We start from the raw sequence: 25,403 nt of genomic DNA, 5'->3' as shown, positions 1-25,403 counted from the left end.
TCTATGTCATCAAAATTAAACTGGCTACTGCAAAACACCTCTCCTGGCAGCCTGGTTTTGCAGTCCTGGCTGACACGAAACGACATCTCACCCTCTCTGGCATTCAAATATGCGCAAAATGGTTGGTTAAATAAACTGCGTGCCGGCGTTTATGCACGCGCGGGGCGTGAACCGGACTGGAGCGATGCACTGGAATGTCTACAGAACCAGCTTGCTGCCCCTGTTTATCTGGCCGGACTAACCAGCTTGTCCTGGCAAGGCCGTTCTCATTATCTACAGCTTAACCAGAGTCAATGCTGGCTTAGCGCTGAAAACAAAACGCTGCTTCCAAAATGGTTCAAAGAATTTCCCGATGTTGACTGGCGAGTGGTATCAGGTCTGAAGCTTCCTCAACTGGACGAAAAGTACCGTACTGAGCTTGAGATAAAAGGAAAAAAATTAACAGCCAGCGGGCCAGAACTAGCAACTTACGAACTGTTAAGCGCAGTGCCTCAGGACATCTCATTTGAACACGCAGCCGAGCTTTTTCAGGGGCTGGTTAATCTTAACCCACGTAAAATAGAGAGTTTGCTTGTGCTCAGCCAGGCAGTTCAAACCAAGCGTCTGTATCTATTTTTCGCCAGTTTCTATGAGCATGCTTGGCTCAAACGCATTGATATCAGCAAAATTGACCTGGGATCGGGCAACCGACAAATCGTTGCCAATGGCAAGCTGAACACGCAATACCAGATCACCGTACCCGAAAATTTCAATCTGAAGGGAAGAAACTATGGATAGAACCTCCCCCTACCACCGCCAGGTCGCTTTGCTGGTGCGCGCACTACCCTATGTTGCCAACGAGTCCTGTTTTGCGCTCAAAGGTGGAACTGCGATCAATCTGTTTATTCACAATTTTCCCCGATTGTCAGTTGATATCGATCTTGCCTACATACCCCTGGAAAGCAGGGAGGTGGCTCTGCCCAATGTACGCGATGCACTCACCCGCATCGCTAATGAACTGGAGGCTCAATCGGGGATCAGCGCAGTGCTGCAAACGAATAATCCCGACGAGATGCGCATCATTGTCACCACTGACGATGCACAAATTAAAATTGAAGTTTCACCTGTCGCCCGGGGAACGTTGTATCCCCCGCAAGAACGGGATGTCGTGGAAACCGTAGAAGATGAATTTGGGTTTGCCGCGATCCCGGTCGTCTCACTCCCTGATTTGTATGGCGGCAAGTTATGCGCCGCGCTGGATCGTCAGCATCCCAGAGACTTTTACGATGTAAAATGCTTCTTGATACACAAGGTATCGACCGCGCTATTTTCAATGGTTTTATCGCTTACCTGCTCAGCCATAATCGTCCTCTATCCGAGGTTCTTAGCCCGCGCTGGAAGGATATTACCGGGCCCTTTCAAAACGAATTTAACGGCATGACTATTCAGGATGTATCCCTTAAGGAGCTGGTTAACGTTCCGGAAAGAATGTTAAACGCGTTGAAAGAACATTTCACTCATCAGGATTTCGATTTTCTTATGTCCTTTAAACGTGGTGCTCCTGACTGGAATTTAGCGCCTGAAAGCCCAATTCAACATTTGCCAGCCGTTCAATGGAAATTGCGCAATATCAGCAGGATGTCAGAAGAAAAACGCGCTCAGTCACTGAAGAAACTGGAAAGGGTTCTGGAAAAGTGGATAAGCTAATTTATTAAGCGCCTTCTCCCGCTTGCGCTGCGCTTACCGGGGCTACGGATTGTAGGCCGGGTAAGCGCAGCACCACCCGGCAAAATCCACCCCGATCACAAATCTTGCACCTGTCTGAAAAGTACCCGTCGTTGACCCATTCGTCCCTTCACGACCCGCCTCTCTCACGCTTCAATTAAACAACAAAAACAACACATAAATTTAACAACCATCTTCCGATACGAGGTCCCTATGAAACCTGAAGATTTCCGCGCAAGCACCCAGCGTCCGTTAACCGGCGAAGAGTATCTGAAAAGCCTGCAGGATGGCCGTGAGATCTACATCTATGGCGAGCGCGTGAAAGATGTGACCACCCATCCGGCGTTTCGCAATGCGGCGGCCTCGGTCGCGCAGCTCTACGATGCGCTGCACAAACCTGACATGCAGGACACGCTCTGCTGGAATACCGATACCGGCAGCGGCGGATACACCCATAAGTTTTTCCGCGTGGCGAAAAGTGCCAGCGACCTGCGCCAGCAGCGCGACGCCATTGCCGAGTGGTCGCGCCTGAGCTACGGCTGGATGGGACGCACCCCGGACTATAAAGCCGCCTTCGGCTGCGCGCTGGGGGCGAACCCGGCGTTTTATGGTCAATTCGAACAGAACGCCCGCAACTGGTACACCCGTATTCAGGAAACCGGCCTCTACTTTAACCACGCCATCGTCAACCCACCGATCGATCGCCACAAACCGGCTGACGAAGTGAAAGATGTCTACATCAAGCTGGAGAAAGAGACCGACGCCGGGATCATCGTCAGCGGCGCGAAGGTGGTTGCCACCAACTCGGCGCTGACCCACTACAACATGATCGGTTTTGGCTCGGCCCAGGTGATGGGGGATAACCCCGACTTTGCCCTGATGTTTGTCGCCCCGATGGATGCCGAAGGGGTGAAGCTGATCTCCCGCGCGTCATACGAACTGGTGGCAGGCGCGACCGGCTCCCCTTACGACTACCCGCTCACCAGCCGTTTCGACGAGAACGATGCGATCCTGGTGATGGATAATGTGCTGATCCCGTGGGAAAACGTGCTCATCTACCGCGACTTTGACCGCTGCCGTCGCTGGACCATGGAAGGCGGTTTCGCCCGCATGTATCCGCTACAGGCGTGTGTACGTCTGGCGGTGAAGCTCGACTTCATCACCGGGCTGCTGAAGAAGTCGCTTGAATGTACCGGCACCGCCGAGTTCCGCGGCGTGCAGGCCGACCTCGGGGAAGTGGTGGCCTGGCGCAACATGTTCTGGGCGCTGAGCGACTCCATGTGCTCGGAAGCCACACCGTGGGTGAATGGCGCGTACCTGCCGGACCACGCGGCGCTGCAAACCTACCGCGTGATGGCGCCGATGGCCTACGCGAAGATCAAAAATATCATTGAGCGTAACGTCACCAGCGGCCTGATCTACCTGCCGTCCAGCGCCCGCGACCTGAACAACCCGCAGATCGACAAATACCTGGCGAAATATGTGCGCGGCTCCAACGGCATGGACCACGTGGAGCGCATCAAGATTTTAAAACTGATGTGGGATGCCATCGGCAGCGAGTTTGGCGGTCGCCATGAGCTGTACGAGATCAACTACTCCGGTAGCCAGGATGAAATCCGCCTGCAGTGCCTGCGTCAGGCGCAGACCTCCGGCAACATGGACAAGATGATGGCGATGGTCGACCGCTGCCTGTCTGAATATGACCAGAACGGCTGGACGGTTCCGCACCTGCACAACAACACCGATATCAACCTGCTGGACAAGCTGCTGAAATAGGGCAGCGGGAGCTCAAGATGCAACATGATGAACAACGTCTGCGTTTTCGCGACGCGATGGCCAGCCTCTCTGCGGCGGTCAATGTGATTACCACCGATGGCGAAGCCGGACGCTGCGGCATCACCGCTACCGCCGTCTGCTCGGTAACGGATACGCCCCCCTCGGTGATGGTCTGCCTGAATGCCAGCAGCGCCATGAACCCGGTTTTCCAGGGTAACGGCAAGCTGTGCATCAACGTACTCAATCACGAACAGGAGCTGATGGCGCGCCATTTTGCCGGCATGACCGGCATGAGCATGGAGGAGCGGTTCACCCTCTCCTGCTGGCAAAAAGGTGTGCTGGCCCAGCCGGTATTAAAAGAGGCGCTGGCAAGCCTGGAAGGTGAGATCAGCCAGGTACAGGCCATCGGCACCCATCTGGTCTACCTGGTGGAGATTAAGAATATCCACCTGAGCCAGGAGGGACACGGCCTGATTTACTTTAAGCGCAGATTTCATCCGGTGCTAATTGAACAAGAAATGACCGCTTAATTCCTTTACCTTAGCCAGTTGTTTTGCAACTGGCTACTTTTTAAACCATTTAGTTTACCTTAGAAATAATCACGCAAATTAACTCCTATAGCCGATAAAGAAATTTCCTGCCCCCACCAGAGTTAATAGGGTTTTGCTATTTTTACGTGTTTCATGTCCAGTTTGAATGAATTTCAAATGACAGATTCTTCCTAATTATGTAATCTGCGACACACAAAAAAACTTTCATGAATATTAAAAAACGATTTAGTTGTTTACTGAATAGTTTTTTTATGGCAGCACCCTAAAGAAAATCGCACACATTTTAACCGGAATGGTCATTTTCCGTGCGGTAGCCTACCCTTTTTTTGGATTTTCTTACTCAACACCTGCGTTTTTGCTGCTCCTGCACCTGCAAGATTTCTTTACTGCTTCGCTATTAAAATCAGTTAAATACCATCAAAGTTTTATTTCACATTCCAGTTATTGCATTGTTGGAAAATATTGATCTATGAAGAACGCAACTCGCCTTCTGGTGATTTCGCTCGCCCTCATGCTGAGTGGCTGCGCATATTCCCCGAAGCAGGTTGAAGCATCCCGACCGCTTGTGAATCAGACTGCTTCTACCGACCTCCAGGCTATGGCAGCCAATCTGCAACAACCTCTGAACACCCTGCCGCAGGGCGCCGCGCTCAGCGCCAATGGCAATACCTATATTCTGGGCCAGCGTTATGTCTCCGCCCTGGGGCTGGAATGCATAGAACTGCTGCGTAATCGCAACTACAACCAGTCGCAGCACGGTGTGACCTGTAAGAACGGTGACACCTGGTATCTGGTACCGCAGCTGGAACAGGCTTCCGCCAGTAACCTGCTTGCCGTGCAATAATTTTGAAGAGAAATGTTGTGAAGATAACGAATTTTCGGCAATTGAGTGCCGTCCTGTTACTGGCCTGCGTCTCCTGCGCCTCTTTCGCCGCCCCCACCCAGCAAGAAGCCCAGGCATTTGGGATGAACACCCCGGCAGACAACGGCGATGGCCGACTGCAGCTTGGCGGCGAGCAAGCGATGAGCGGCCAGGCAAACACCTCCTCCACCACCGGGACTTTCGCACAGCAAAACCGCCAGGGCATGTTACTGCCGGGCGAGTCTGATGTGCGTAAATTACTGCCGCAGTCCGAGTCCGGCCTCCCCCCTCCATACGGTGCCAACCTGTTTGCCGGTGGTTATGAAACCGAGCGCAGCGACGGCTTAAACGATAATTACCTGATCGCCCCCGGCGATAAGCTGAATATCTGGATCTGGGGCGCAGTCAATTTTTCCAACGTCGTGACCGTCGATAATCAGGGCAATATTTTTATTCCCGATGTCGGGCCGATTAATGTCAAGAATGTGGCGGCCAGTAAGGTTAATAACCTGGTTACCAGCCATATCAGCGAAGTTTTCACCAATAACGTTAATGTTTACGTTAATTTACTTACCGCGACGCCGGTCAGTATATATGTCACCGGACCCGTCATTCGTCCGGGACAATATGCCGGACAATCTTCCGACAGCGTTTTATATTTCCTGAAACGCGCTGGCGGCATCGACTCCGACCGCGGAAGCTATCGTCATATTAAAGTATTGCGCCAGAACCGCGTGATCCAGCAGATCGACCTGTATGAGTTTATGCAGCAGGGCAAAATGCCGAAGCTGTCCCTTAAAGATCAGGATGTGATTCTGGTTGAACCCCAGGGGCCGATGATCAACGTGGCGGGTAAAGTGCGTAACCCGTTCCGCTTCGAGCTGAAGAACAGCACCGCGCTCGGCTCAGAGCTGATCGACTACGCCCTGCCCCTCGCCAAGGTGAGCCACGTGGGCGTGATTGGCGATCGCGCCAGTGGCCCGTTCTCGGTCTATATGCCCTATAAAGATTTCGACCGCATTCAGCTGAGCGACGGCGATAAAGTGCTGTTCAACGACGACATGCATGCGCAGGTGTACGATGTGCAGGTGATGGGCAGCTATCGCGGGCCATCCTACTTCACCGTGCGTAAAGAGACCCGTCTGCACGATCTGCTGAACCACATCCCGATTGACCCGAACATGGCGGATTACGGCTCGATCTACATCATGCGTAAGAGCGTGGCCGCGCGGCAGAAAGAGATGCTGGAAGACTCCCTCAACCGCCTGGAGCGCAGCGTCTTTACCGCGCCTGCCAGCTCTGACGGCGAAGCCTCCATTCGCACCAAAGAGGCCGAACTGGTGATGCGCTTTGTGGAAAAAGCCCGCAAAATCCAGCCGCTGGGTAAAGTGGTGGTGTCCGATAAGGGCGTGATCGCCAACATCCTGCTGGAACAGGGCGACCAGATTGTGATCCCGAACAAAACCGACCTGATTCAGGTGGGTGGCGAAGTGATGATGCCGCAGGCGGTGGTCTACAACAAAAACGCCAGTCTGGAAGACTACGTAGCCTGGGCGGGCGGCTATACCGACCGTGCGAACGACAAGCGCATTGCCGTGGTGCATGCCAACGGGCTGATGGAGTTTAAAGACGGTGGCGATGTGATGCCGGGCGATCAGATTCTGGTCATGCCGAAAGTGGACAGCAAAATGATGCAGTCCATCAAGGACATCACCCAGGTCATCTATCAGGTTGCTGTGGCGGCCAACGTGGTCCTGAACTAACCCTTTATGCGGGCTCGCCCCATCGCGGGCCCGTTCTGTGATATCGGCCTTCTTATGCTTAAACCTGTTCTCAACCAGACGCCCCGCAGCTCGTTCCAGGTGCTGAGGGATGTGACGTTTGGCCTGCTTATTCGTGAACTGAAAACGAGATTTGGCAGTTACCGGCTGGGGTATGCCTGGGCGCTGTTGGATCCGCTGTTGATGATTGGTGCTTTTAGTTTGATTTTTGGCATGCGCGGGCATAGCGGATTTGGTGGAGCTCCAGCACCACTGTTTATTACTGCAAGTTATCTGCCTTTCCTCTTTTTCAGGAATGTGGTCAGCAAACTGCAATCTGCCGTTAATGCGAACAAGGGCTTGTTTTGCTACAGACAAGTTACCCCCTTCGCGACCTTTGTTTCCCGTTTTATCCTCGAAACAGTTATTGGCATGGTTGTGGGCTGCGTACTGGTACTAGGATTGCTGTGGTTTGGTTTTGATGCCATCCCCAGCGACCCTTTAGAGGTCGTTCTTATCTATTTCATGTTAATGATCTTTTCGTTTTCGCTGGGCATTATTTTTTGTGTACTGGGTAATTTATTCAAAGAAGCTGATAAGTTCCTTAGCCTGCTGATGATGCCCTTGATGTTTATCTCCTGCGTGATGTACCCCCTCGCGACCATACCCTCAAATTATCAACACTGGTTTTTGTGGAACCCGCTGGTTCATGCCGTTGAGCTAATCCGAAGCAGCTGGATCTCCGGCTATGCCAGCCCGAATGTAAGTGGGATGTATTTTTCGGCTGTGACGTTGGTACTGCTGACGTTCGCAATGAGCTGTTACCGCCTGAGTCATCGTCGCTTGATTGCCAGCTAAAGTAGAATAAGCATGATCATTCTGGAAAACGTCTCGAAGTATTACCCCACCAAATTTGGTCGCAACTACGTTCTGCGTGACGTGAGCATCACGTTACCCCGCGACCGCAATATCGGTATCTTAGGCGTCAACGGAGCAGGAAAATCTACTCTGTTGCGTCTGCTGGGCGGGATGGATATGCCCAGTAAGGGAAAACTGACACGTCACTGTCGTGTATCTTGGCCTCTGGCGCTAAACGGAGGTTTTCAGGGCAGCATGACCGGGCGTGAAAATACCCGTTTTGTCTGCCGGATTCATGGCGTTCGCGATACGCTGGCTATCGAAGAGTGGGTAAAAGAGTTCTCGGAAATTGGTCAACATTTTGAACTGCCGATTAAAGGCTACTCCAGTGGAATGAGATCAAAATTTTCCTTTGCTGTCAGTATGGCCTTTGACTTTGATATCTACCTGACCGACGAAATTATGTCAGTGGGCGACGCCCGCTTTAAACAAAAATGTATTGATGTTTTTAACCAAAAACGCGAGACCGCCAGTTTGATCATGGTCTCGCACGATATGAAAAACTTACGCCAACAATGCGATATGGGTATTTTGCTGCGCAACAGCACCCTTGAGTTGTTCGACGATATCGAAGATGCCATCCGTATTTATCAGAAACTATAACAAGCCCAAAAATCATGATTCAGCCAACCCGCTCTAACAAATCCTCCGGTTTGATGCGCAAGCTAAATAAATTAAAGACCAAACCCAAACATTTCATTGTTGACTCCAGCGGTTTCAAGCTTGCCCACCGCTCATGGAAAAAGAGCCTTAAACTCGGTAGCTTTTTGTGGGTGGTGGCATGTTTTGCCATTGCCGCACTTTATTTTTGCGTCATTGTTTCGGATCGCTATGTCAGCCGGGCAGAGCTGGTGGTGAAGCAGGCCGACCAGATCAAAATGTTGCCTGATGCCCTGTCCATGCTGGGAATTGGTGGCAGTAATCATGAAGACATACTGATCATTCAGGATTACCTTAAATCCCCCGATTTGCTCGATAAACTGGATAAAGAGCTGGGTTTGAAAGCTCATTACCAGAGTTCTAAAGTCGATTATTTCTCCCGCCTGCCGGACAATGTCAGCAGGGAAGAGTTTATCAAATATTATCGCCAGCACCTGTCGTTACATCTGGATGAGCTTTCCGGTGTGCTGACCATTGAATTACAGGCGTTTGATCCTGCCTATGGACAGCGCGTCGTGGCAATGATGCTCCAGGAATCTGATCGTTTTATCAATAAACTGGGACATCAGGTGGCGCTGGAACAATTGGCCTTTGTTGAGAAAGAAGTCGATCGCGCCTATCAGCGTGTGCAGACTGAGAAAGCTAAAGTCCTCGATTTCCAGAATAGCCATCACCTTATCAGCCCGGAGTCGACCAGCAGTGCACGTCTTGGTGTAGTAAGTCAGATTGAAGCTCAACTGGCACAACAACAGGCCCAGTTAAAACAGCTGCAAAGCTATATGAAAGAAACCGCCCCAGCTGTTGTTTCCGTGCAGGCCAGGGTTGATGCCTTAACGCAGCAACTGGCTCAGGAGCAATCCAGACTTACCGGTGCTGATAAAGATGCGATGAACGAAGTGACGGCGCGCTATATGGATGTGCAAACCCAAGCGACCCTGGCGGCAGATCTGTATAAAACCGGACTGATTAGCCTGGAACAAGCTCGCGTGGAGGCGTACCGCAAACTTAAGCACCTGCTGGTTATCAGCCAGCCAACGCTGGCAGAAGACGCAGAGTATCCACGTCGTCTCTACAACCTTCTGACCACAGGGGTTCTACTCTGCTTGCTATATGGTCTGATTGTGATGGGTATTGCAACCCTACGTGAGCATCAGGATTAATGATAAGAAATTATTAATGAAACCAATTAACCTGCATAAAATTAAATATAAATATAAAGAAAGATAAAGTCTTCATTCCCTTATAACTATATTCATTAAATAAAACAAGGAGGTTCATATTCATGAAAAAAATAAAACTGTACATGATATTATTTTAGTTCATATAGATTAATTCGCCTTATATGAGATTGATTAGATTACACGTACGATAAAATTTATAAGTCGGGTTCAATTGAAGCAAACCTATTCAATATAATATCTTTATCGCAAATAAAAAAATCCCACTGAAAAGATAAATGCATGTTTAAGTTCAAGCGTAAGAAAAAAATGATTTTGTCCCCTGAGCTAGATACTCATTTCTATGGACAGTATTATAGCGATCTTTCTGCAATATCTGAGGAAGGATTACATCGTCATTGGCAGAAGTTTGGTCAAAAAGAACAGCGCTATCCTAGCTTGCAACAATTACTCAAAAATCATGATATAAATGATGTTCAAGAAACAGAATTTGATATAGATCCTGATTTTTATTGCAGGAATTATCCTGACGTTAGCAAGAATGGTAAAATTAATAAAACCCAGGCTAAAGTGCATTGGTTGATCCATGGTAAAAAAGAAGGTCGAGCCAGGACATTAGTTGAATGGATGAAAATACACGGTGGTTATAACATACTTGATTTAAATGAAAGTGATATTGTTGCGGTCTTTGAACGCAATAAAAAAAATGGACAAGATGTAACTATCCAACTTATTCAGGATGTGCTAGGCGGTAATCTTTCTCAACCTATTAAATTTGCTGACACCCCTGTTGATAATGCCGCATTCTATGAGCGCCTTGGAAAATCATTTTACCTTAAATATAAAGGCAATGGCTCAGAACATGAGCGTCAGGCGACTCGTTCAGCTTATCGTATGGCTTTGTATTTTTACCCAACAGCTCGAGTTCTGGAACTATTAGGCAATACTTATTTAGATGCAGGCGATTATAAAACTGCTGCTGAGGTTTATTACGAAGCAATCAATCAGCAATACTTAAATCCGAATGATAATCCAAGCCGCTGGCTGTTTCTCCTTTTAGCTCAGGCAGAAAGCGCTAATAACTTACACTATGAAGCATTATCTGCAATTACTAAAGGACTAAATTTATATCCAGAATTTACCAGTCAAAGAGAACAATTAGATCAATACGTAAATAAATATTATTTATCTTTTGCTGGTAAATTACAATTACTTTCATCGCTAGACAAGCGAGATATTTTGCAAGACCAGACTTGGCTTTATACCGAAACAATATACAAAGCATATATCGCTGCTAACGGTGCGAGTGATAACGTAAAACCTAAGTCACAAATCAACCATGATAAAATCCTTATTGTGGGTGATTATCATGTGCCACAATGCGTACGCTATCGCATTGAACAAAAAGCGGAACAACTGGAAAGCCAAGGTAAAGTCGTCACTTGCGTTGACTGGACTACTCTGGCTGAGAATTCAAATCAGTTAGCCTTACATGATGTGGTCATTTTCTATAGAGTGCCTGCTGTTCCGGAAGTCATTAAGTCTATTGCACAAATAAATGCAGCCGGAAAAATATCGATTTATGAAATTGATGATTTGATTTTCGATACTATTTATCCCGCAGATCTTGATACTTACGGTGGGTATCTTTCTCTCGATACTCATATTGAGCTTCGCAAGGGCATGGCACTGTTTAATTCAGCGGCTCGTTTATGCAGTTACGGGCTTGCATCAACACTCCCTCTTTGTGACAAGCTTAAAGCATTAGTCACAACAGGAATCTGTTTACTGCATCGCAATGGCCTAGATAAACACAGCATCATCAAGCCTGTTGACCGTGAAAATCGTGATTTCATAGACATTTTCTACGGCAGTGGGACACAGGCACATAATAGCGATTTCATTGAACAAGCTCTCCCAGCCCTGACGCAGATTTTAGTCAAATATCCACATGTACGCTTAGTCATTGCTGGATATTTGAAGTTACCAACAAGCTTTACGGAACGTTTTGCCAGTCAGCTCAAACAAGTACCGCCTCTTTCGAGTATCAAGGCTTACTGGAGTTTGTTGCAACAAGCAGATATTAACCTTGCGGTATTACACGACGATGTTATTAACGCGTGTAAAAGCGAATTAAAATGGTTTGAAGCCGCATGCTTTGGTATCCCTTCTGTAGTCAGTAGTACGCAGAATTACAGGGATGTTCTCGTGCATGGAGAAGATGCGTATCTTGCCACCAATGAAGAAGAATGGGTTATTGCATTAAGTCATCTGATAGAAGATGCCTCTCTACGCAAAGAGATGGCAAAAAAAGCTTTAACTAAAGTTGAACATAATTACAGTGTGGTTTCGCTTGGGAAAGAACTTGTCGCGCAGTTAGAGGCTCTCGCACCGGTGAAAACGAAAAAGCGTAAGGTCGCACTGGTCAACGTCTTTTATCCACCGCAAGCTATAGGTGGTGCTACACGTGTCGTGGCCGACAACGTAGCGATTTTACAGTCAGATTATGGAGATGAAATAGAGCTTGTTGTTTTCACTTCTGATGAGCGTTGTACGACTCCTTATCAGCTAGATATCTATCAGCAAGATGGTATAACAGTTTATCGTTCAACTATTCTTCACCGGGAGAATATGGATTGGCATCCGCAAGATGCAAAAATGTACGACCTTTTTGAGCAATTTTTAGAACTTGAAAAACCAGATTTAGTTCATTTCCATTGTGTGCAAAGACTTACAGGTTCTGTAGTAGAAGCAACCCGGGATATGGGCATACCATATATTGTTACTGCTCATGATGCATGGTGGATTTCAGATTTCCAGTTCCTTGTAGATTCAGAAGGTAAGTTGTACCCAGAGGGTCATCCGGACCGCTTCGCTCCGCGGCTGTTACCAAACAACGTCAATTTCTCTCAGTCTATTGAACGTATTGAATACTTATCTGATTTATTATTAAATGCAGAAGAAGTATTGACTGTTTCAGAAGCATTTGCAGAAATTTATCGCAAAAATGGATTCAATCAGATCCGGGTGAATCGTAATGGTATCAGTTCGAATCAGCCATGGGCTCCTAAAGATACAAGCGACAGTACCCGTGTTATTTGCGGCCATATTGGTGGCATGTCAGCTCACAAAGGTTTTTTCTTACTTAAAAAAGCGATAGAAAAAGTTCAACCGAGAAATATTAGCATGATCGTGGTCGATCATAGTAAAGATGAAAGCTTTGTTGAAAAAACACTATGGGAAAATGTACCAATCACTATTATCGGACGAGTCCCGCAGAAAGATATTGTCAAACTGTATCGCCAGATGGACGTTTTATTTGCGCCTTCTACTTGGCCAGAAAGTTATGGTCTTGTGACTCGTGAAGCTACTGCATGTGGCTGTTGGGTTGTTGCCAGCGACTTGGGTGGAATTGGCGAAGATGTTATTGAAGGTGAATCAGGGTTTATAGTGAAGCCTGAACTCGAAAGTTTGTGTGACGCTGTAAAAATTATTGATCGTGACGCTACTAAATTCAAAAAAGCCCCTAGAAACAGCAAAATTCGATTGGCTAATGAACAGGTTGAGGAGTTAGTTGAGTATTATGGAAAATAGTGTGAACGTTATTATTCAAAACAATGATGTATATATTGAAGTAGGGAAATGTGGAAATCCGGCCATTGAGATTAATGGTACCCCATTAACTTCTCCTCATGAAGTAATTTCAGACAACGATTCATTCAAAATAAGAATCCCCATAAAAGCTTTCGATATATTTGAGAGTGAAATTACAGTTAATGGCACCCCTGTTGATTTTGAAAAATATAAATTATGCAAAGATAGTTACTATAACGATTTCTATATGACAGAAAGCATTGTTAATGCTGGTGCCCGTAAATTTACGAACGATGAACTATTTTTCCTAATCAAAAATAACATAAATCATCTGCCCCATGATTGTCCTTATTTGGGTTCAATGCTAACCATTATTTCCTATAGAATTATAGATGACATTGAGCACCGTAAATATTTAGTTGAAAACATAATTGAACTTAAAAGAAAGTTTGATACTAAAATTGATGACACTAATCCACATTCTATAAGATGGTTTGTATCCTCAGCTGCAACAATGTCTATGCTGTTGATTGCGGTTAATAGAAAAAAAGAAGCAGAGGAATTTCTTAACTTAGTTAAATTAAACTACTATAGAATAAATCTTAACCCGCTATGCTATTGGAATTCAATTCAAGGAATGATTCTTTTATCACTTCTTTACATTGATAATGAACAATGGGATCAGGCTGGGAACCTTTTACTTTCACAATTTATTTTCTCGCGCAATGCTTTACTCGACATATATAATCCAAGAAATGATTGGTTGTTAGGTCAACTTTCAGATTGCACGGCCCTACTTGAATTAGGAAAATTAAGTTTAGTCGCATCTACCCGCTGCCTAAAGAATAATATCCCTTCCGCTTCTAGAATTTGTTCTTTCAATGGAAATAATAAGCCTGTTGATTTTTCACCTCTATTTATAAGATTTAGAGGATTAGAAAATAAAGTCAGCCTTTTCAAGGCGGTTAAGGACAAATTAGATGCTAGAAAGCAATAACAGCAGAAAATGCATAGTTGGACCTTCTCATATAGTACGTTGGCGATATCTTTTCAAAAATGTACTTAACCAACTGCCGCTCTTTGACACTTATGCTGTAGGTGGGCTGCCTATTTGGGATACTGAACTTTTATCATTTCTTAAAGATGCAGAGCACAAATACGATGAAATCTATGTCCTTGTTGGTGATTTTAGATTTGGTAACGGTTTATTTACTAAAAAAGAAAAAAGAAACCTTGGTATAATCAAAAACAACATCAATAACATAAATGATTCTATACTTTATGAAAAGTCTCTAAATGCACTTGATGAAATATCAAAAATCACAAAAGTAAAACTTTTATTTTGGGATTTGTATTTACGTGAGTTCATTAATAAAAAATCAGGAAGATATTTAGATAAGGGAGAATATTCACATCCACTCTGGAATTACAAAGGCGTACAAGATAAATATCGAGATATAACAATTCCTTTGAGTGAACTTGATCAGCTAAATTTAGAATATTTATATATTGATTCAAGCTTACACCCATCAATCCTTGGGTATAATTTCTTATTTAATATATTTATGGGTGAAACTGTTACTGACAGTTTATTATCCAGCTTGAAAATGAAATATGAAATAGATAGAGAATTATATTGTTCGAGCCCTACTGTTTTGACAGGGAATGGCACCTTTTTTAGAACTATAAATCTTTACTTATCAAAAGGGATTGTATCTCTAAATATAAATACTCAGCTTTCAAGAGCAGATGATGCATTATTTACAAAAAGGAAAGATGATAGGAGAATTATTGTATATTCCGAGTCAAAAAGTGAGCCTGAGAAAACTAAAATAATTTCATATGTTCAAAAATCCAATTGGAAGGAGAAAGTGCATTATGAACTATCACCTCTCAAAAAATTAACACCCTCTGAATTAATCTTCGAAATTACAAATGATATTCCGTGTTTTTTATTTATGTTTGCAGTATTGCAGCACTCATTAAAAACATCTTCACTTAATAATTTTGATATCAACTATTACAAAGAATCTTTAAACCAGACTTTTATAAGGAATTGTGTATGTTTATCTTAGATTGTACTTTACGTGATGGCGGCTACTATAATAACTGGGATTTTTCAGAAGAAGTTGTCACTGCATATTTAAAAGCTGCTTCAGATGCTCGAATTGATTATGTTGAGTTAGGTTTGAGAAACTTCCCGCAGGCAGGCTTTTTAGGGGCGTATGCTTATACAACCGAACAACATCTTAATACATTGAGTCTTCCTGAAGGCCCAACTTATGGCGTTATGGTCGATGCAAAAACGATTCTTAAAGCTCCTATGAGTATTGAAGATGCGGTAGAAAAACTCTTTGTACCGGCAAAAAATAGTAAAGTAAAGTTAGTTAGGGTTGCTGCGCATTTTAATGAAGTAGAATATTCCGGCCCGATTGTTAAAAAACTTAAAGAGATGGGCTATATAGTCGGTTATAACCTTATGCAGGCTGGCGGAAAAGCTGCTGATGTAATTGCTAATAAAGCTAAACAAGCAAAAGAATGGGGAGTATTAGACGTTCTCTATTTTGCTGATTCTCTAGGGAATATGGATAGCGCCGAAGTCGAGAGAATTCTTATTGCTCTTCGTAAAGAATGGAATGGCCCAATTGGTATTCACACTCATAATAATATGGGTAAAGGCTTGGATAACACCCTCTCTGCTATGAAAAATGATGTTTCATGGCTTGATACAACCATCACTGGTATGGGACGTGGCGCAGGTAATACTCCAACTGAAAATTTATTAGCAATTTTAGATCGTGAAACAAATAAATATGACCCTTCGCCAATTTATGATCTTGTTATCCGTCATTTTGAAGCAATGCAGAGGGAATACGGTTGGGGAACTAATTTACTTTATTTCCTTGGGGCTCAGAATGATGTGCATCCAACATATATACAAAATCTATTATCTAACAACCATTATGGTACAGATGAGATTGTAGGAGCAATTAATTATTTAAGCAATCTTGAAGGGACAATGTCTTATAATGGTTCTGTACTTGAATCCGCCCTTAACTTTAACACAAACTCTGATAAGCCAACAGGTACCAGCGAATTTGCAAATAAATTCAATGGAAAGGAAGTATTAGTTATTGCTAATGGCAACTCTTGTTCTCGTTATAAAAAATCCATTGAGCTGTATATCAAAACTAAAAAACCCATTGTGCTTTCCGTAAACCTAAGTAAATACATTGACGAATCTAATATAGATTATATCGTTCTTTCTCATAACGTTAAATTCCTGTCAGAATTTGAAAAATATAAATCATTAAGCAAGCCGGTAATATTGCCAAAACATCGCTTCAATACTACCGAAATGTTATCCATCGAACATTTGGATATCATCGATATTGGCTTCAACATTAATTCAGAAACATTTTCTGTCGATAAGCATGTTGTTAATTCCCCGTATGACTTAACTAGTGCTTATGTTTTTGGGATATTAGCAATAGCTAACCCTAATTCAATTAAGCTTATTGGGTTTGATGGTTATGAAAAAGGTGATACCCGCCAGCAAGAAATGCTGGAAATTATTGGACAGTATAAGCAACTTAACGATTCTACTGAACTGGTCTCACTTACCCCAACCGAATATCCAGTAACTCAAGGTTCTATTTATGCAATCCATTCATAATTATGATGTATATATTTTTGATTGCGATGGCGTAATTCTTGACTCGAACAAGCTAAAAATAGAGGCAATGGAAGAAGCCTTGCGTGATCTAGGGTTCGAAGCAACACTTATTGAAAAGTGTATTGATTACTTCAAAAATAACTTTGGCCTGTCCCGCTTTCATCATGTAGAAATTTTTCTTGATAAGTTTTTGAATATTGAACCAGACCAAAAAGACAATATTAGACCCAAGATTTTAAATAAATTTTCCGATCAGTGTCATAATTTATATTTAGAAGCAAAAATAACACCTGGTTTTATTGAGCTAATCACCTCGTTAAAAGGCAAGAAGTATATAGCAAGCGGTTCAGAAGAATTCGGACTAATAAGAGCCTTTAAAGAAAGAGGGCTAGAGCATTTATTTTCAAGCATTTATGGATCTCCTGAAACCAAAAGCAATATAATTTTCAAAATATTAGATAAGGAGCATTCAAAAAAGGCGATAATGTTTGGTGATGCCATTTCTGATTTTGAAGCAGCAAAAAAAAATGGTATTGATTTCATTGCATACACGCCCTATTCGAATGTAAAGGATACTCTAATAATGCTCGCTACGAACAATGGCTATAATGTAGTTAATTCATGGAGTGAGGTAAAATGATTACAGCATTTTTGCCTTGTCGTAAAGGTAGTCAAAGGATTTCAGATAAAAACATTAAAGACTTTGCTGATATTAAGGGTGGTTTGTTAACCATAAAACTGGATCAGCTAAAAAAATGTAATTTAATAAATTCTATTGTTATTTCATCTAATGACGAAAGAGTCTTAGAAATTGCAAGTAAAGATCAAGACTCAAGAGTAATCATAGACGAACGACCGGATTATTTGGGAAGTAGTACTACCACAACAGATGAACTGATTAAGTATGTGCCTTCCATTATCGCTGATGAACACATACTGTGGACGCATGTAACTTCTCCATTTATTACTGAAAATGACTATCAAAGAATAATCGATGCATATTTTTTAAACATCAAAAATGGCTATGATTCATTAATGACTGCACATAAACTGCAGGGTTTTATCTGGGATGAAGAAAAGCCTATAAGTTATAGTAGAGATGAACTTAAGTGGCCAATGACCCAAACTATCACTCCTCTATATGAAATAGATAGCGGAGCATTTCTGTCTAGCATTAGTAATTATAAAAATTTTTCTGATCGAATCGGTCAAAAGCCATTCGTTTATATTCAAGAAAAAATGAAATCATTGGATATTGATTGGCCTGATGATTTTAAACTTGCTGAAGCAATATGGAGATTTCAGAATAAAAATTGTTGAGGGCAATGATTTTGAGTTTATACACTAATGTATAATAACAACTGCGCTAATTAACAGTTGTTAGGTTTTCTTACTGCACGTGTTAAGGGCAACCGTATTTATTCATGCATTAAATAGTTATGAGATAGTTGTTTTTGAGATGTAGGAATTAATTTTTTACTACTCAAAAAATCAAGCGTAAATTTTTGTGCTTTGCGTTGCCCTTCACCGCTCTTTTAGAGATGCCACGTTGAATATATTTATTGGTGCAATTATAAAAAATGAATCAGGTGCTCTGCTTGAGTGGATTGCCTATCATCGAGTTCTGGGAATAACAGGTTTTATTATTGCGGACAATGGCAGTAATGATGGTTCTCGCGATCTCCTGGAAGGCTTAGCGAAGTTGAAGGTCGTAACCGTTATTGACTTTCCAACCATCGGAAATCAAAAACCGCAGTTACCTGCTTACGAACGAATTTTGCGTAGTTGCAGTTCAGATATCGATCTGCTTGCCTTTATCGATGCCGATGAATTTTTATTGCCCTTATCGCCTGATGTAAATCTGGTTGATTTCTTCGCATCACATTTTAATGACGAAAGCGTCAGCGCCATTGCGCTTAACTGGGCCATTTTTGGTTCCAGTGGCGAGCTCTTTGCTGAAGACGGCCTGGTAACGGAGCGTTTTACTCATCGCGCGCCGATTAAATTTAACGTCCACCACAACGTGAAAAGCGTGGTGAAACCCGAGCGCGTTAACCATTTTCATAACCCACATTTTGCCGACCTCCGCTACGGTCGCTATATCGATGCGCTGGGCAATGACATGGTTTTACACCCAAAACATGGTCCAGGCGTCAGTGCCGAAGTGGTCTGGAACGGTGTACGAGTCAACCATTACGCGGTTAAATCTCTGGAAGAGTTTTTACTCGGTAAACACCTGCGCGGCAGTGCAGCCTCGGCTAACCGTGTAAAACACAAAGCCTATTTCAAAGCCCACGATCGCAACGACGAAACCTGCCTGCTGGCGGCGGCTCTGGCCCCTAAAGTCAAAGCAGAAATGGCAGCAATACAGGCGCAGCTGGATGCCTTGCCAGCAGAAGAGAGTCCACAGAAAAGCGACTCCTGGCTGGCGACCCGCGTCAAAAAGTTAATCGGCTAATCTACGTTTTTTATTTCGACAGGAGTCAGAAGCGGGCTTCACCCGCTTCCGGGTAGTGAATCCACTCATGCAAAGCGATTACCATTGGCACCCTCTGGCGCTGCCAGATTCTTCTTTATCCCGTGCGGGCTGGTTCCTGATCCAGGGCACCCTGCGTGCCCGTCAGCCGCGGGGTGAAACCCGCCTGCGCTGGCAGTGTCAGGGCATCTGGCATGAGCAGATCCTGCCCATCACCCGCCGCGGTACCCTACAGGAGCTAGTCTGGTTGCCGGTGGGCGCCACTCAGGTAGGGCTGCTCGCCAGCAGCGAAGGGGCGGAATGTGAGCTTAACATTGCCCGTTTTGCCCAGGTGTCGGCAGCAAACAGCCTCTGGCGCCGTCTGCGCCGGGTGTGGCCTTTTTATCAGCGCCTGAATGCACAAAAGCGCAAGCGTCTGGGGCTGTCCTGGCATCTGTGGTTTACCGATTTACAGCAGGCTTACGACCTGGTGGGCAAAATCCGCGACGACAGGCCACTGCACGCCTATGAGCACTGGCTGGCTAATTTCGATATCGTGCAGCCCGGTGAACGCCGTCTGATCGATCGCCTGCTGGCCCGCTGGGGCAACCTGCCCCGCGTCTGCCTGCATCTGGTGAACGGCGGCGATGAGGCATCACGCCAGCGCACGCTCGACAGCATCGCGGCGCTCTGTTACCCGGCCACGCATATCACAGTGCTGGAGCACCCCTCTGACAGTGTCAGGCCAGAGGGAGAATGGCAGTGGGCCATTCCGGTTGGGGCGGAACTCGCTCCGGCCGCATTAGTGTGGCTGGCGCACCAGCTGCGCCAGACGCCAGAGGCAAAATGGATCTACGGCGATCACGATCTGCTGGATGAAAAAGGAAAACGCCACTCGCCGGACTTCAAACCGGACTGGAACGAAACCCTGCTGCACAGCCAGAACTATATCGGCTGGAGTGGCCTCTGGCGGGAACAGGGTACCTTCGCCATCCCGCAGGACGGGGGTGAAAACTACCGCGGCTGGTTGCAGCTGGCCCGGCAGCTCGCGCCCAAAGATATCGCGCATATCCCCGCCCTGCTGATGCACGACCCGGACGCGCTTGTGCAGCAGGATGGCTACGAAACCCTGGCAAACCAGCTGCAAGATTTACCCGTCGGGGTAACGCTGGAGTCAGCTCCGCACGGCATCTGCCGCTGGCGCTGGCCGCTGCCGGAACAGCTTCCCCGGGTGTCGGTGATCATCCCCACCCGCAACGGTCTGGCGCATCTCAGGCCGTGTATCGAAAGCCTGGTGCAGCACACCCGTTACCCGAACATTGAAATCATGGTGATGGATAACCAGAGCGACGATCCCGACACGCTGGCTTATTTTGGCTACATTACCCGGGAGTACGGGGTGCGGGTTATCGCCTGGAATCATCCGTTTAACTACTCTGCGATCAACAATGCGGGGGTGCGCGAGGCCACGGGCGAGCTTATCTGCCTGCTTAATAACGACACCGAGGTGATTAACCCGCAGTGGCTGGATGAGATGGTCTCCCACCTGCTGCGCCCGGGCGTCGGCATCGTGGGGGCAAGGCTCTTCTACGGCGATGGCCGGGTCCAGCATGCGGGCGATGCCGTCGGGCCGGGTGGCTGCGCCGACCATTTTCACAGTGGGCTGGCCGCCGATGAACCCGGCTACCAGCGCAGGGCGGTGAGCGCCCAGGAGCTCTCCGCCGTAACGGCGGCCTGTCTGCTCACCCATCGCCAGCTCTTTTTGTCCCTTAACGGCTTAGATGAAGTTAACCTGCCGGTGGCCTTTAACGATGTGGATTACTGTCTGCGGGTCGGCGAGGCTGGCTGGCGTATCGTCTGGACGCCCTTTGCCGAGCTGTATCACCACGAGTCGGTCTCCCGCGGCAAAGATGTCACGCCAGAACAGCTGGCGCGCTCCCAGGGTGAGCTGCGCTATATGAAAAAACGCTGGGCGCAGCGGCTCACACACGATCCCGCATACAATCCCAACCTGAGCTATGACCGACCCGATTTCTCATTAAGTCATGCTCCTAATGTGGTGCTGCCATGGACGAACTGATCAGAAAGGCACTCTTTAAACCGTATCTGAAGTTGAATAAGCAAAGCAGCGAGACGCCTGCTGACAACTGGGCGTGCCGCTCTCTGTTGATTCTGCATGAAGGGAATTCACCGACGCTGGCCTATTTTGAAGCGGCCATCCGGCGTCGCTTTCCCGGCGCGGTCTGTCAGCTGGTGGATACCTTAACCACGCCCACTATCGACGTGGATAAAGGGGCGGCCATTGTGGTTATCCGCTTTATCTCCGCCGAGTGGCAGCGCGAAATTGCGCGCAACATCGACGATCTCTCCCAGGTGGTCTACTTCATGGATGACGATCTGTTTGACCCGTCCGCGTTAGGGGCGCTACCCAAAGCCTACCGGACGAAGATCATTCGTCGTTCTGCGGCCCAGCATCGCTGGATCACCTCGCACTGCGACAGTATCTGGGTGTCGACGCCCTACCTGGCCAGTAAATATGCCCACCTCAACCCCGATGTGGTGCCCGCGCAGCCCACGCCGCCGCTGCTGGCCGTTAAGCAACCGGTAAAAATTGCTTACCACGGCTCCAGCTCGCACCAGGCCGAAAAGTACTGGCTGCGTGAGGTGATGGACGGGGTGCTGGCCCAGTGCCCGCAGGCCAGCTTCGAAATCTTTGGCGAACACGAAATCTATAAGCTCTATCGCGATCTGCCGCGCGTGACGGTACTGCATCCCATGAGCTGGCAGAACTATCTGGATTACACCCAGCATCACCGAATCGATATTGGTCTGGCGCCGTTACTGGCGTCAGAATTTAATATGGCGCGCGGGCCGGTAAAATTTTATGATTTCGTTCGCATGGGCGCAGTGGGGGTTTACAGCAACTGCGCGCCCTACAGTGACTTTATAGAGCAAAATATCAATGGCGTGCTGCTGAATAACGATCCACAGAAGTGGATCGATACCCTGGCACTGCTGGTGAATTCCGGGCAAAAACGTCAGACGCTGGCGAAAAATGCGAAGGAATACTCGTACTCGTTAATCAGTTAAAAACGGGACGGCAAGGGAAATAATGATTTCCACCCTGTAACAGGCGTTGTATTTCAGACTGCCTGCCGCTAAAACACGGTCTGAACGGATAGCAGAGATTGTGTTCTGGTGACCATTTCATTCAATAGAAAAGTAAAAATCGCTTATGAAAATCCTTGTAACCGGTGGAGCCGGTTTTATCGGTTCTGCTGTTGTTCGCCATATCATCCGGGATACGCAGGATGCGGTGATCAACCTTGATAAGCTTACCTACGCGGGCAATCTGGAATCGCTGGCCGAGGTTGCAGCGAGCGACCGTTACGCCTTCGAACAGGTGGATATCTGCAATCGTGCAGAGCTGGATCGGGTCTTTGCCACCCATAAACCGGATGCGGTGATGCATCTGGCCGCCGAGAGCCACGTGGATCGCTCCATTACCGGCCCGGCTGATTTTATCGAAACCAATATCGTTGGCACTTACACGCTGCTGGAAGCGGCTCGCGCTTACTGGAGCGAGCTGGATGAAACCCGCAAGCAGGCGTTCCGTTTCCACCACATCTCCACCGACGAAGTGTATGGCGACCTGCCGCACCCGGATGAAGTGAGTGCGGGTAGTGAGCTGCCGCTCTTTACCGAGACCACGCCGTACGCGCCAAGCAGCCCGTACTCAGCGTCGAAAGCCTCCAGCGATCACCTGGTGCGCGCGTGGCGTCGTACCTATGGTCTACCGACCATCGTCACCAACTGCTCCAACAACTACGGCCCGTATCACTTCCCTGAGAAGCTGATCCCGCTGGTGATCCTCAATGCGCTGGATGGCAAAGCGCTGCCCATCTACGGCAAAGGCGATCAGATCCGCGACTGGCTGTATGTGGAAGATCACGCCCGTGCGCTCTACACCGTGGTCACTACCGGCGTGGTGGGCGAGACTTACAATATCGGCGGCCATAACGAGAAGCAGAACCTGGAGGTGGTCCACACCATCTGCGGCCTGCTCGACGAGATGGTGCCGAAAACCGGTTCCTACCGCGACCAGATCACCTACGTGACTGACCGCCCGGGCCACGACCGTCGCTACGCCATCGATGCCAGCAAAATGAGCCATGAGCTGAACTGGCAGCCGCAGGAAACTTTCGAGTCCGGTATCCGCAAAACCGTGCAGTGGTATCTGGATAACCAGCAGTGGGTCAACAACGTGAAAAGCGGCAGTTATCAGGACTGGATCGCGAAGAACTATCAGGAGCGTAACTGATGCATATTCTGCTGTTCGGCAAAAATGGCCAGGTGGGCTGGGAGCTGCAGCGCGCGCTGTTGCCGCTGGGTCGCATCACCGCGGTGGATTTTGACTCCACCGACTACTGCGGCGACTTCAGTAACCCTGAAGGCGTGGCTGAGACCGTGCGTCTGCTGAAGCCGGACGTGATCGTCAATGCCGCCGCCCATACCGCGGTGGATAAAGCCGAGAGCGAGCGCGACTTTGCCGAGCTGCTCAACGCCACAAGCGTAGCCGCCATCGCTGAAGAAGCCGAGGCGCTGGGCGCCTGGCTGGTGCACTACTCCACCGACTACGTCTTCGATGGCAGCGGTGAAAAACCCTGGGTCGAGACAGACCAGACTGCACCGCTGAACGTCTACGGTGAAACCAAGCTGGCGGGCGAGCAGGCTGCTGCGCTCTGCTCCCGTCATCTGGTGTTCCGCACCAGCTGGGTCTATGCCGCCCGTGGCGCTAACTTCGCCAAAACCATGCTGCGCTTTGGCAAAGAGCGCAGCGAAATGTCGGTGATCAACGATCAGTTTGGCGCGCCGACCGGGGCAGAGCTGCTGGCTGACTGCACGGCGCATGCGATCCGTATCGCCCAGGATAAGCCGGAGGTCGCCGGCCTTTATCACCTGATCGCCTCCGGCACCACCACCTGGTTCGAGTATGCCCAGCGGGTCTTCGCGACTGCACGGGCGGCAGGCGTTGAGCTGGCGGTCACCCAGGTGAACGCAGTGCCGACCAGCGCGTTTCCGACGCCGGCAAAACGTCCGCATAACTCACGCCTCGATACCAGCAAGTTCCAGCGCACCTTCGGGCTGACGCTGCCGGACTGGACCCTCGGCGTCGATCGCATGCTTGCCGAAATTCTTGGAAAGTAAATGCAACAGGGTATGCTATGCATGCCTTGTTTTATCGACACGGACCTTTGTCAGGGAGCGGCTCGTTTAGCTCCCTCTACAGCAATCAAACAGATGCCGGATGGCGGTTCGCCGCCCTCCCGAGCAAAACAGAAGAAATGAAGGATTATGAACAAGCGTAAAGGTATTATTCTGGCCGGTGGGTCAGGGACTCGCCTCTATCCGGTCACCATGGCGGTGAGCAAACAGCTGCTGCCAATCTACGACAAGCCGATGATCTACTACCCGCTGAGCACCCTGATGCTGGCCGGTATCCGCGACATCCTGATCATCAGCACCCCGCAGGATACACCGCGCTTTGAGCAGCTGCTGGGCGACGGCAGCCAGTGGGGCCTGAACCTGCAGTACAAAGTGCAGCCAAGCCCGGACGGCCTGGCGCAGGCCTTTATCCTCGGCGAAGAGTTTATCGGCGGCGACGACTGTGCGCTGGTGCTGGGCGACAACATCTTCTACGGCCACGACCTGCAAAAACAGCTGGAAGCCGCCGCCGCCAAACCTGCGGGCGCTACCGTCTTTGCCTATCATGTACACGATCCTGAGCGTTATGGCGTGGTGGAGTTCGACCATGAGGGCACCGCCATCTCTCTGGAAGAGAAACCGCTGGAACCGAAAAGCAACTATGCGGTAACGGGTCTCTACTTCTATGACAACCGCGTGGTTGAGATTGCCAAAAGCCTGAAACCATCCCCGCGCGGCGAGCTGGAAATCACTGACGTGAACCGTATCTACCTTGAGCAGGGCGATCTGTCGGTCGCCATGATGGGTCGTGGTTATGCCTGGCTTGATACCGGCACCCACGAGAGCCTGATTGAGGCCAGCAACTTCATTCAGACCATTGAAACCCGTCAGGGGCTGAAAGTGGCCTGTCCTGAAGAGATTGCCTACCGTCTGAAGTTTATCGATGCCGACCAGGTGCGCAAGTTAGCTGCACCGCTGGCGAAGAATGCTTACGGGCAATATCTGCTGAAAATGCTCAAGTAGTCACCATTAACACCTGGGGCGTCATGCCCCATTTATCAATC

At 47.6% G+C, this 25,403-nt stretch carries 20 protein-coding genes and 1 pseudogene; all 21 read left to right on the top strand.

The window, feature by feature from the left end:
* The first annotated feature begins 3 nt into the window (after window positions 1-3).
* The gene (locus ACOKCT_RS05420) at window positions 4-777 is read left to right on the top strand and encodes a type IV toxin-antitoxin system AbiEi family antitoxin (protein WP_103178139.1); all 774 of its coding nucleotides are present in this window, start codon (window positions 4-6) and stop codon (window positions 775-777) included.
* Window positions 770-1,686, top strand: a pseudogene (locus ACOKCT_RS05415) (nucleotidyl transferase AbiEii/AbiGii toxin family protein). The gene ACOKCT_RS05420 and the pseudogene ACOKCT_RS05415 overlap by 8 nt, the downstream one beginning before the upstream one ends.
* Before the next feature lie 231 nt (window positions 1,687-1,917).
* Window positions 1,918-3,480 carry a 4-hydroxyphenylacetate 3-monooxygenase, oxygenase component gene (hpaB, locus tag ACOKCT_RS05410; RefSeq protein ID WP_039030502.1) on the top strand — a complete coding sequence of 521 codons (1,563 nt, stop codon included), beginning with the start codon at window positions 1,918-1,920 and terminating at the stop codon, window positions 3,478-3,480.
* Between the two features lie 17 nt (window positions 3,481-3,497).
* Complete coding sequence (locus ACOKCT_RS05405; RefSeq protein ID WP_263951470.1) at window positions 3,498-4,010, top strand: 4-hydroxyphenylacetate 3-monooxygenase reductase subunit; 513 nt, start codon at window positions 3,498-3,500, stop codon at window positions 4,008-4,010.
* 490 nt (window positions 4,011-4,500) lie between these two features.
* Window positions 4,501-4,875: a hypothetical protein gene (locus tag ACOKCT_RS05400; protein ID WP_032180729.1), complete on the top strand. Its 375-nt coding sequence runs from the start codon at window positions 4,501-4,503 to the stop codon at window positions 4,873-4,875.
* A gap of 17 nt (window positions 4,876-4,892) precedes the next feature.
* Window positions 4,893-6,656 (top strand): polysaccharide biosynthesis/export family protein, encoded by a 1,764-nt coding sequence (locus ACOKCT_RS05395; RefSeq protein ID WP_420193259.1) that lies wholly within the window; start codon window positions 4,893-4,895, stop codon window positions 6,654-6,656.
* Window positions 6,657-6,767: 111 nt separating this feature from the next.
* On the top strand, window positions 6,768-7,511 hold the full coding sequence (locus ACOKCT_RS05390; protein WP_249577082.1) for an ABC transporter permease: 744 nt from the start codon (window positions 6,768-6,770) through the stop codon (window positions 7,509-7,511).
* Between the two features lie 12 nt (window positions 7,512-7,523).
* Window positions 7,524-8,174, top strand: coding sequence for an ABC transporter ATP-binding protein (locus ACOKCT_RS05385; RefSeq protein WP_047721809.1), 651 nt, complete (start codon window positions 7,524-7,526; stop codon window positions 8,172-8,174).
* A gap of 14 nt (window positions 8,175-8,188) precedes the next feature.
* Window positions 8,189-9,391: a sugar transporter gene (locus ACOKCT_RS05380; RefSeq protein WP_420193258.1), complete on the top strand. Its 1,203-nt coding sequence runs from the start codon at window positions 8,189-8,191 to the stop codon at window positions 9,389-9,391.
* A 300-nt stretch (window positions 9,392-9,691) separates the two neighbouring features.
* Entirely contained in the window at window positions 9,692-13,003 is a 3,312-nt protein-coding gene (locus tag ACOKCT_RS05375) for a glycosyltransferase (RefSeq protein WP_420193257.1), read from the top strand.
* 1 nt (window position 13,004) lies between these two features.
* A complete protein-coding gene (locus ACOKCT_RS05370; protein ID WP_420193256.1) occupies window positions 13,005-14,000 on the top strand; it encodes a hypothetical protein in 996 nt (331 codons plus the stop codon).
* Entirely contained in the window at window positions 13,984-15,078 is a 1,095-nt protein-coding gene (locus tag ACOKCT_RS05365) for a hypothetical protein (RefSeq protein ID WP_420193255.1), read from the top strand. Before ACOKCT_RS05370 ends, ACOKCT_RS05365 begins: the two co-directional genes overlap by 17 nt.
* Entirely contained in the window at window positions 15,066-16,679 is a 1,614-nt protein-coding gene (locus ACOKCT_RS05360; RefSeq protein ID WP_420193254.1) for an aldolase catalytic domain-containing protein, read from the top strand. The genes ACOKCT_RS05365 and ACOKCT_RS05360 overlap by 13 nt, the downstream gene beginning before the upstream one ends.
* Window positions 16,663-17,319, top strand: coding sequence for an HAD family hydrolase (locus ACOKCT_RS05355; RefSeq protein ID WP_420193253.1), 657 nt, complete (start codon window positions 16,663-16,665; stop codon window positions 17,317-17,319). The genes ACOKCT_RS05360 and ACOKCT_RS05355 overlap by 17 nt, the downstream gene beginning before the upstream one ends.
* On the top strand, window positions 17,316-17,999 hold the full coding sequence (locus ACOKCT_RS05350; RefSeq protein WP_420193252.1) for a cytidylyltransferase domain-containing protein: 684 nt from the start codon (window positions 17,316-17,318) through the stop codon (window positions 17,997-17,999). The genes ACOKCT_RS05355 and ACOKCT_RS05350 overlap by 4 nt, the downstream gene beginning before the upstream one ends.
* 229 nt (window positions 18,000-18,228) lie before the next feature.
* On the top strand, window positions 18,229-19,137 hold the full coding sequence (locus ACOKCT_RS05345) for a glycosyltransferase family 92 protein (protein ID WP_420193251.1): 909 nt from the start codon (window positions 18,229-18,231) through the stop codon (window positions 19,135-19,137).
* Window positions 19,138-19,204: 67 nt separating this feature from the next.
* Window positions 19,205-21,214, top strand: coding sequence for a glycosyltransferase family 2 protein (locus ACOKCT_RS05340; protein ID WP_420193250.1), 2,010 nt, complete (start codon window positions 19,205-19,207; stop codon window positions 21,212-21,214).
* A complete protein-coding gene (locus ACOKCT_RS05335; RefSeq protein ID WP_420193249.1) occupies window positions 21,202-22,224 on the top strand; it encodes a glycosyltransferase family 1 protein in 1,023 nt (340 codons plus the stop codon). Before ACOKCT_RS05340 ends, ACOKCT_RS05335 begins: the two co-directional genes overlap by 13 nt.
* A 145-nt stretch (window positions 22,225-22,369) precedes the next feature.
* The gene (gene rfbB, locus ACOKCT_RS05330) at window positions 22,370-23,455 is read left to right on the top strand and encodes a dTDP-glucose 4,6-dehydratase (RefSeq protein ID WP_313228240.1); all 1,086 of its coding nucleotides are present in this window, start codon (window positions 22,370-22,372) and stop codon (window positions 23,453-23,455) included.
* Complete coding sequence (gene rfbD / locus ACOKCT_RS05325) at window positions 23,455-24,342, top strand: dTDP-4-dehydrorhamnose reductase (protein ID WP_313228238.1); 888 nt, start codon at window positions 23,455-23,457, stop codon at window positions 24,340-24,342. Before rfbB ends, rfbD begins: the two co-directional genes overlap by 1 nt.
* A gap of 147 nt (window positions 24,343-24,489) precedes the next feature.
* Window positions 24,490-25,362, top strand: coding sequence for a glucose-1-phosphate thymidylyltransferase RfbA (gene rfbA, locus ACOKCT_RS05320; protein WP_059308801.1), 873 nt, complete (start codon window positions 24,490-24,492; stop codon window positions 25,360-25,362).
* The last annotated feature ends 41 nt before the right edge of the window (window positions 25,363-25,403 follow it).

The sequence above is a fragment of the Leclercia sp. M-A074-M genome (assembly GCF_965195605.1).
In the GTDB taxonomy this organism is placed as follows: domain Bacteria; phylum Pseudomonadota; class Gammaproteobacteria; order Enterobacterales; family Enterobacteriaceae; genus Enterobacter.
Note: the sequence above shows the minus strand (reverse complement) of the source record. Positions and strands in the feature narration are given on the sequence as shown.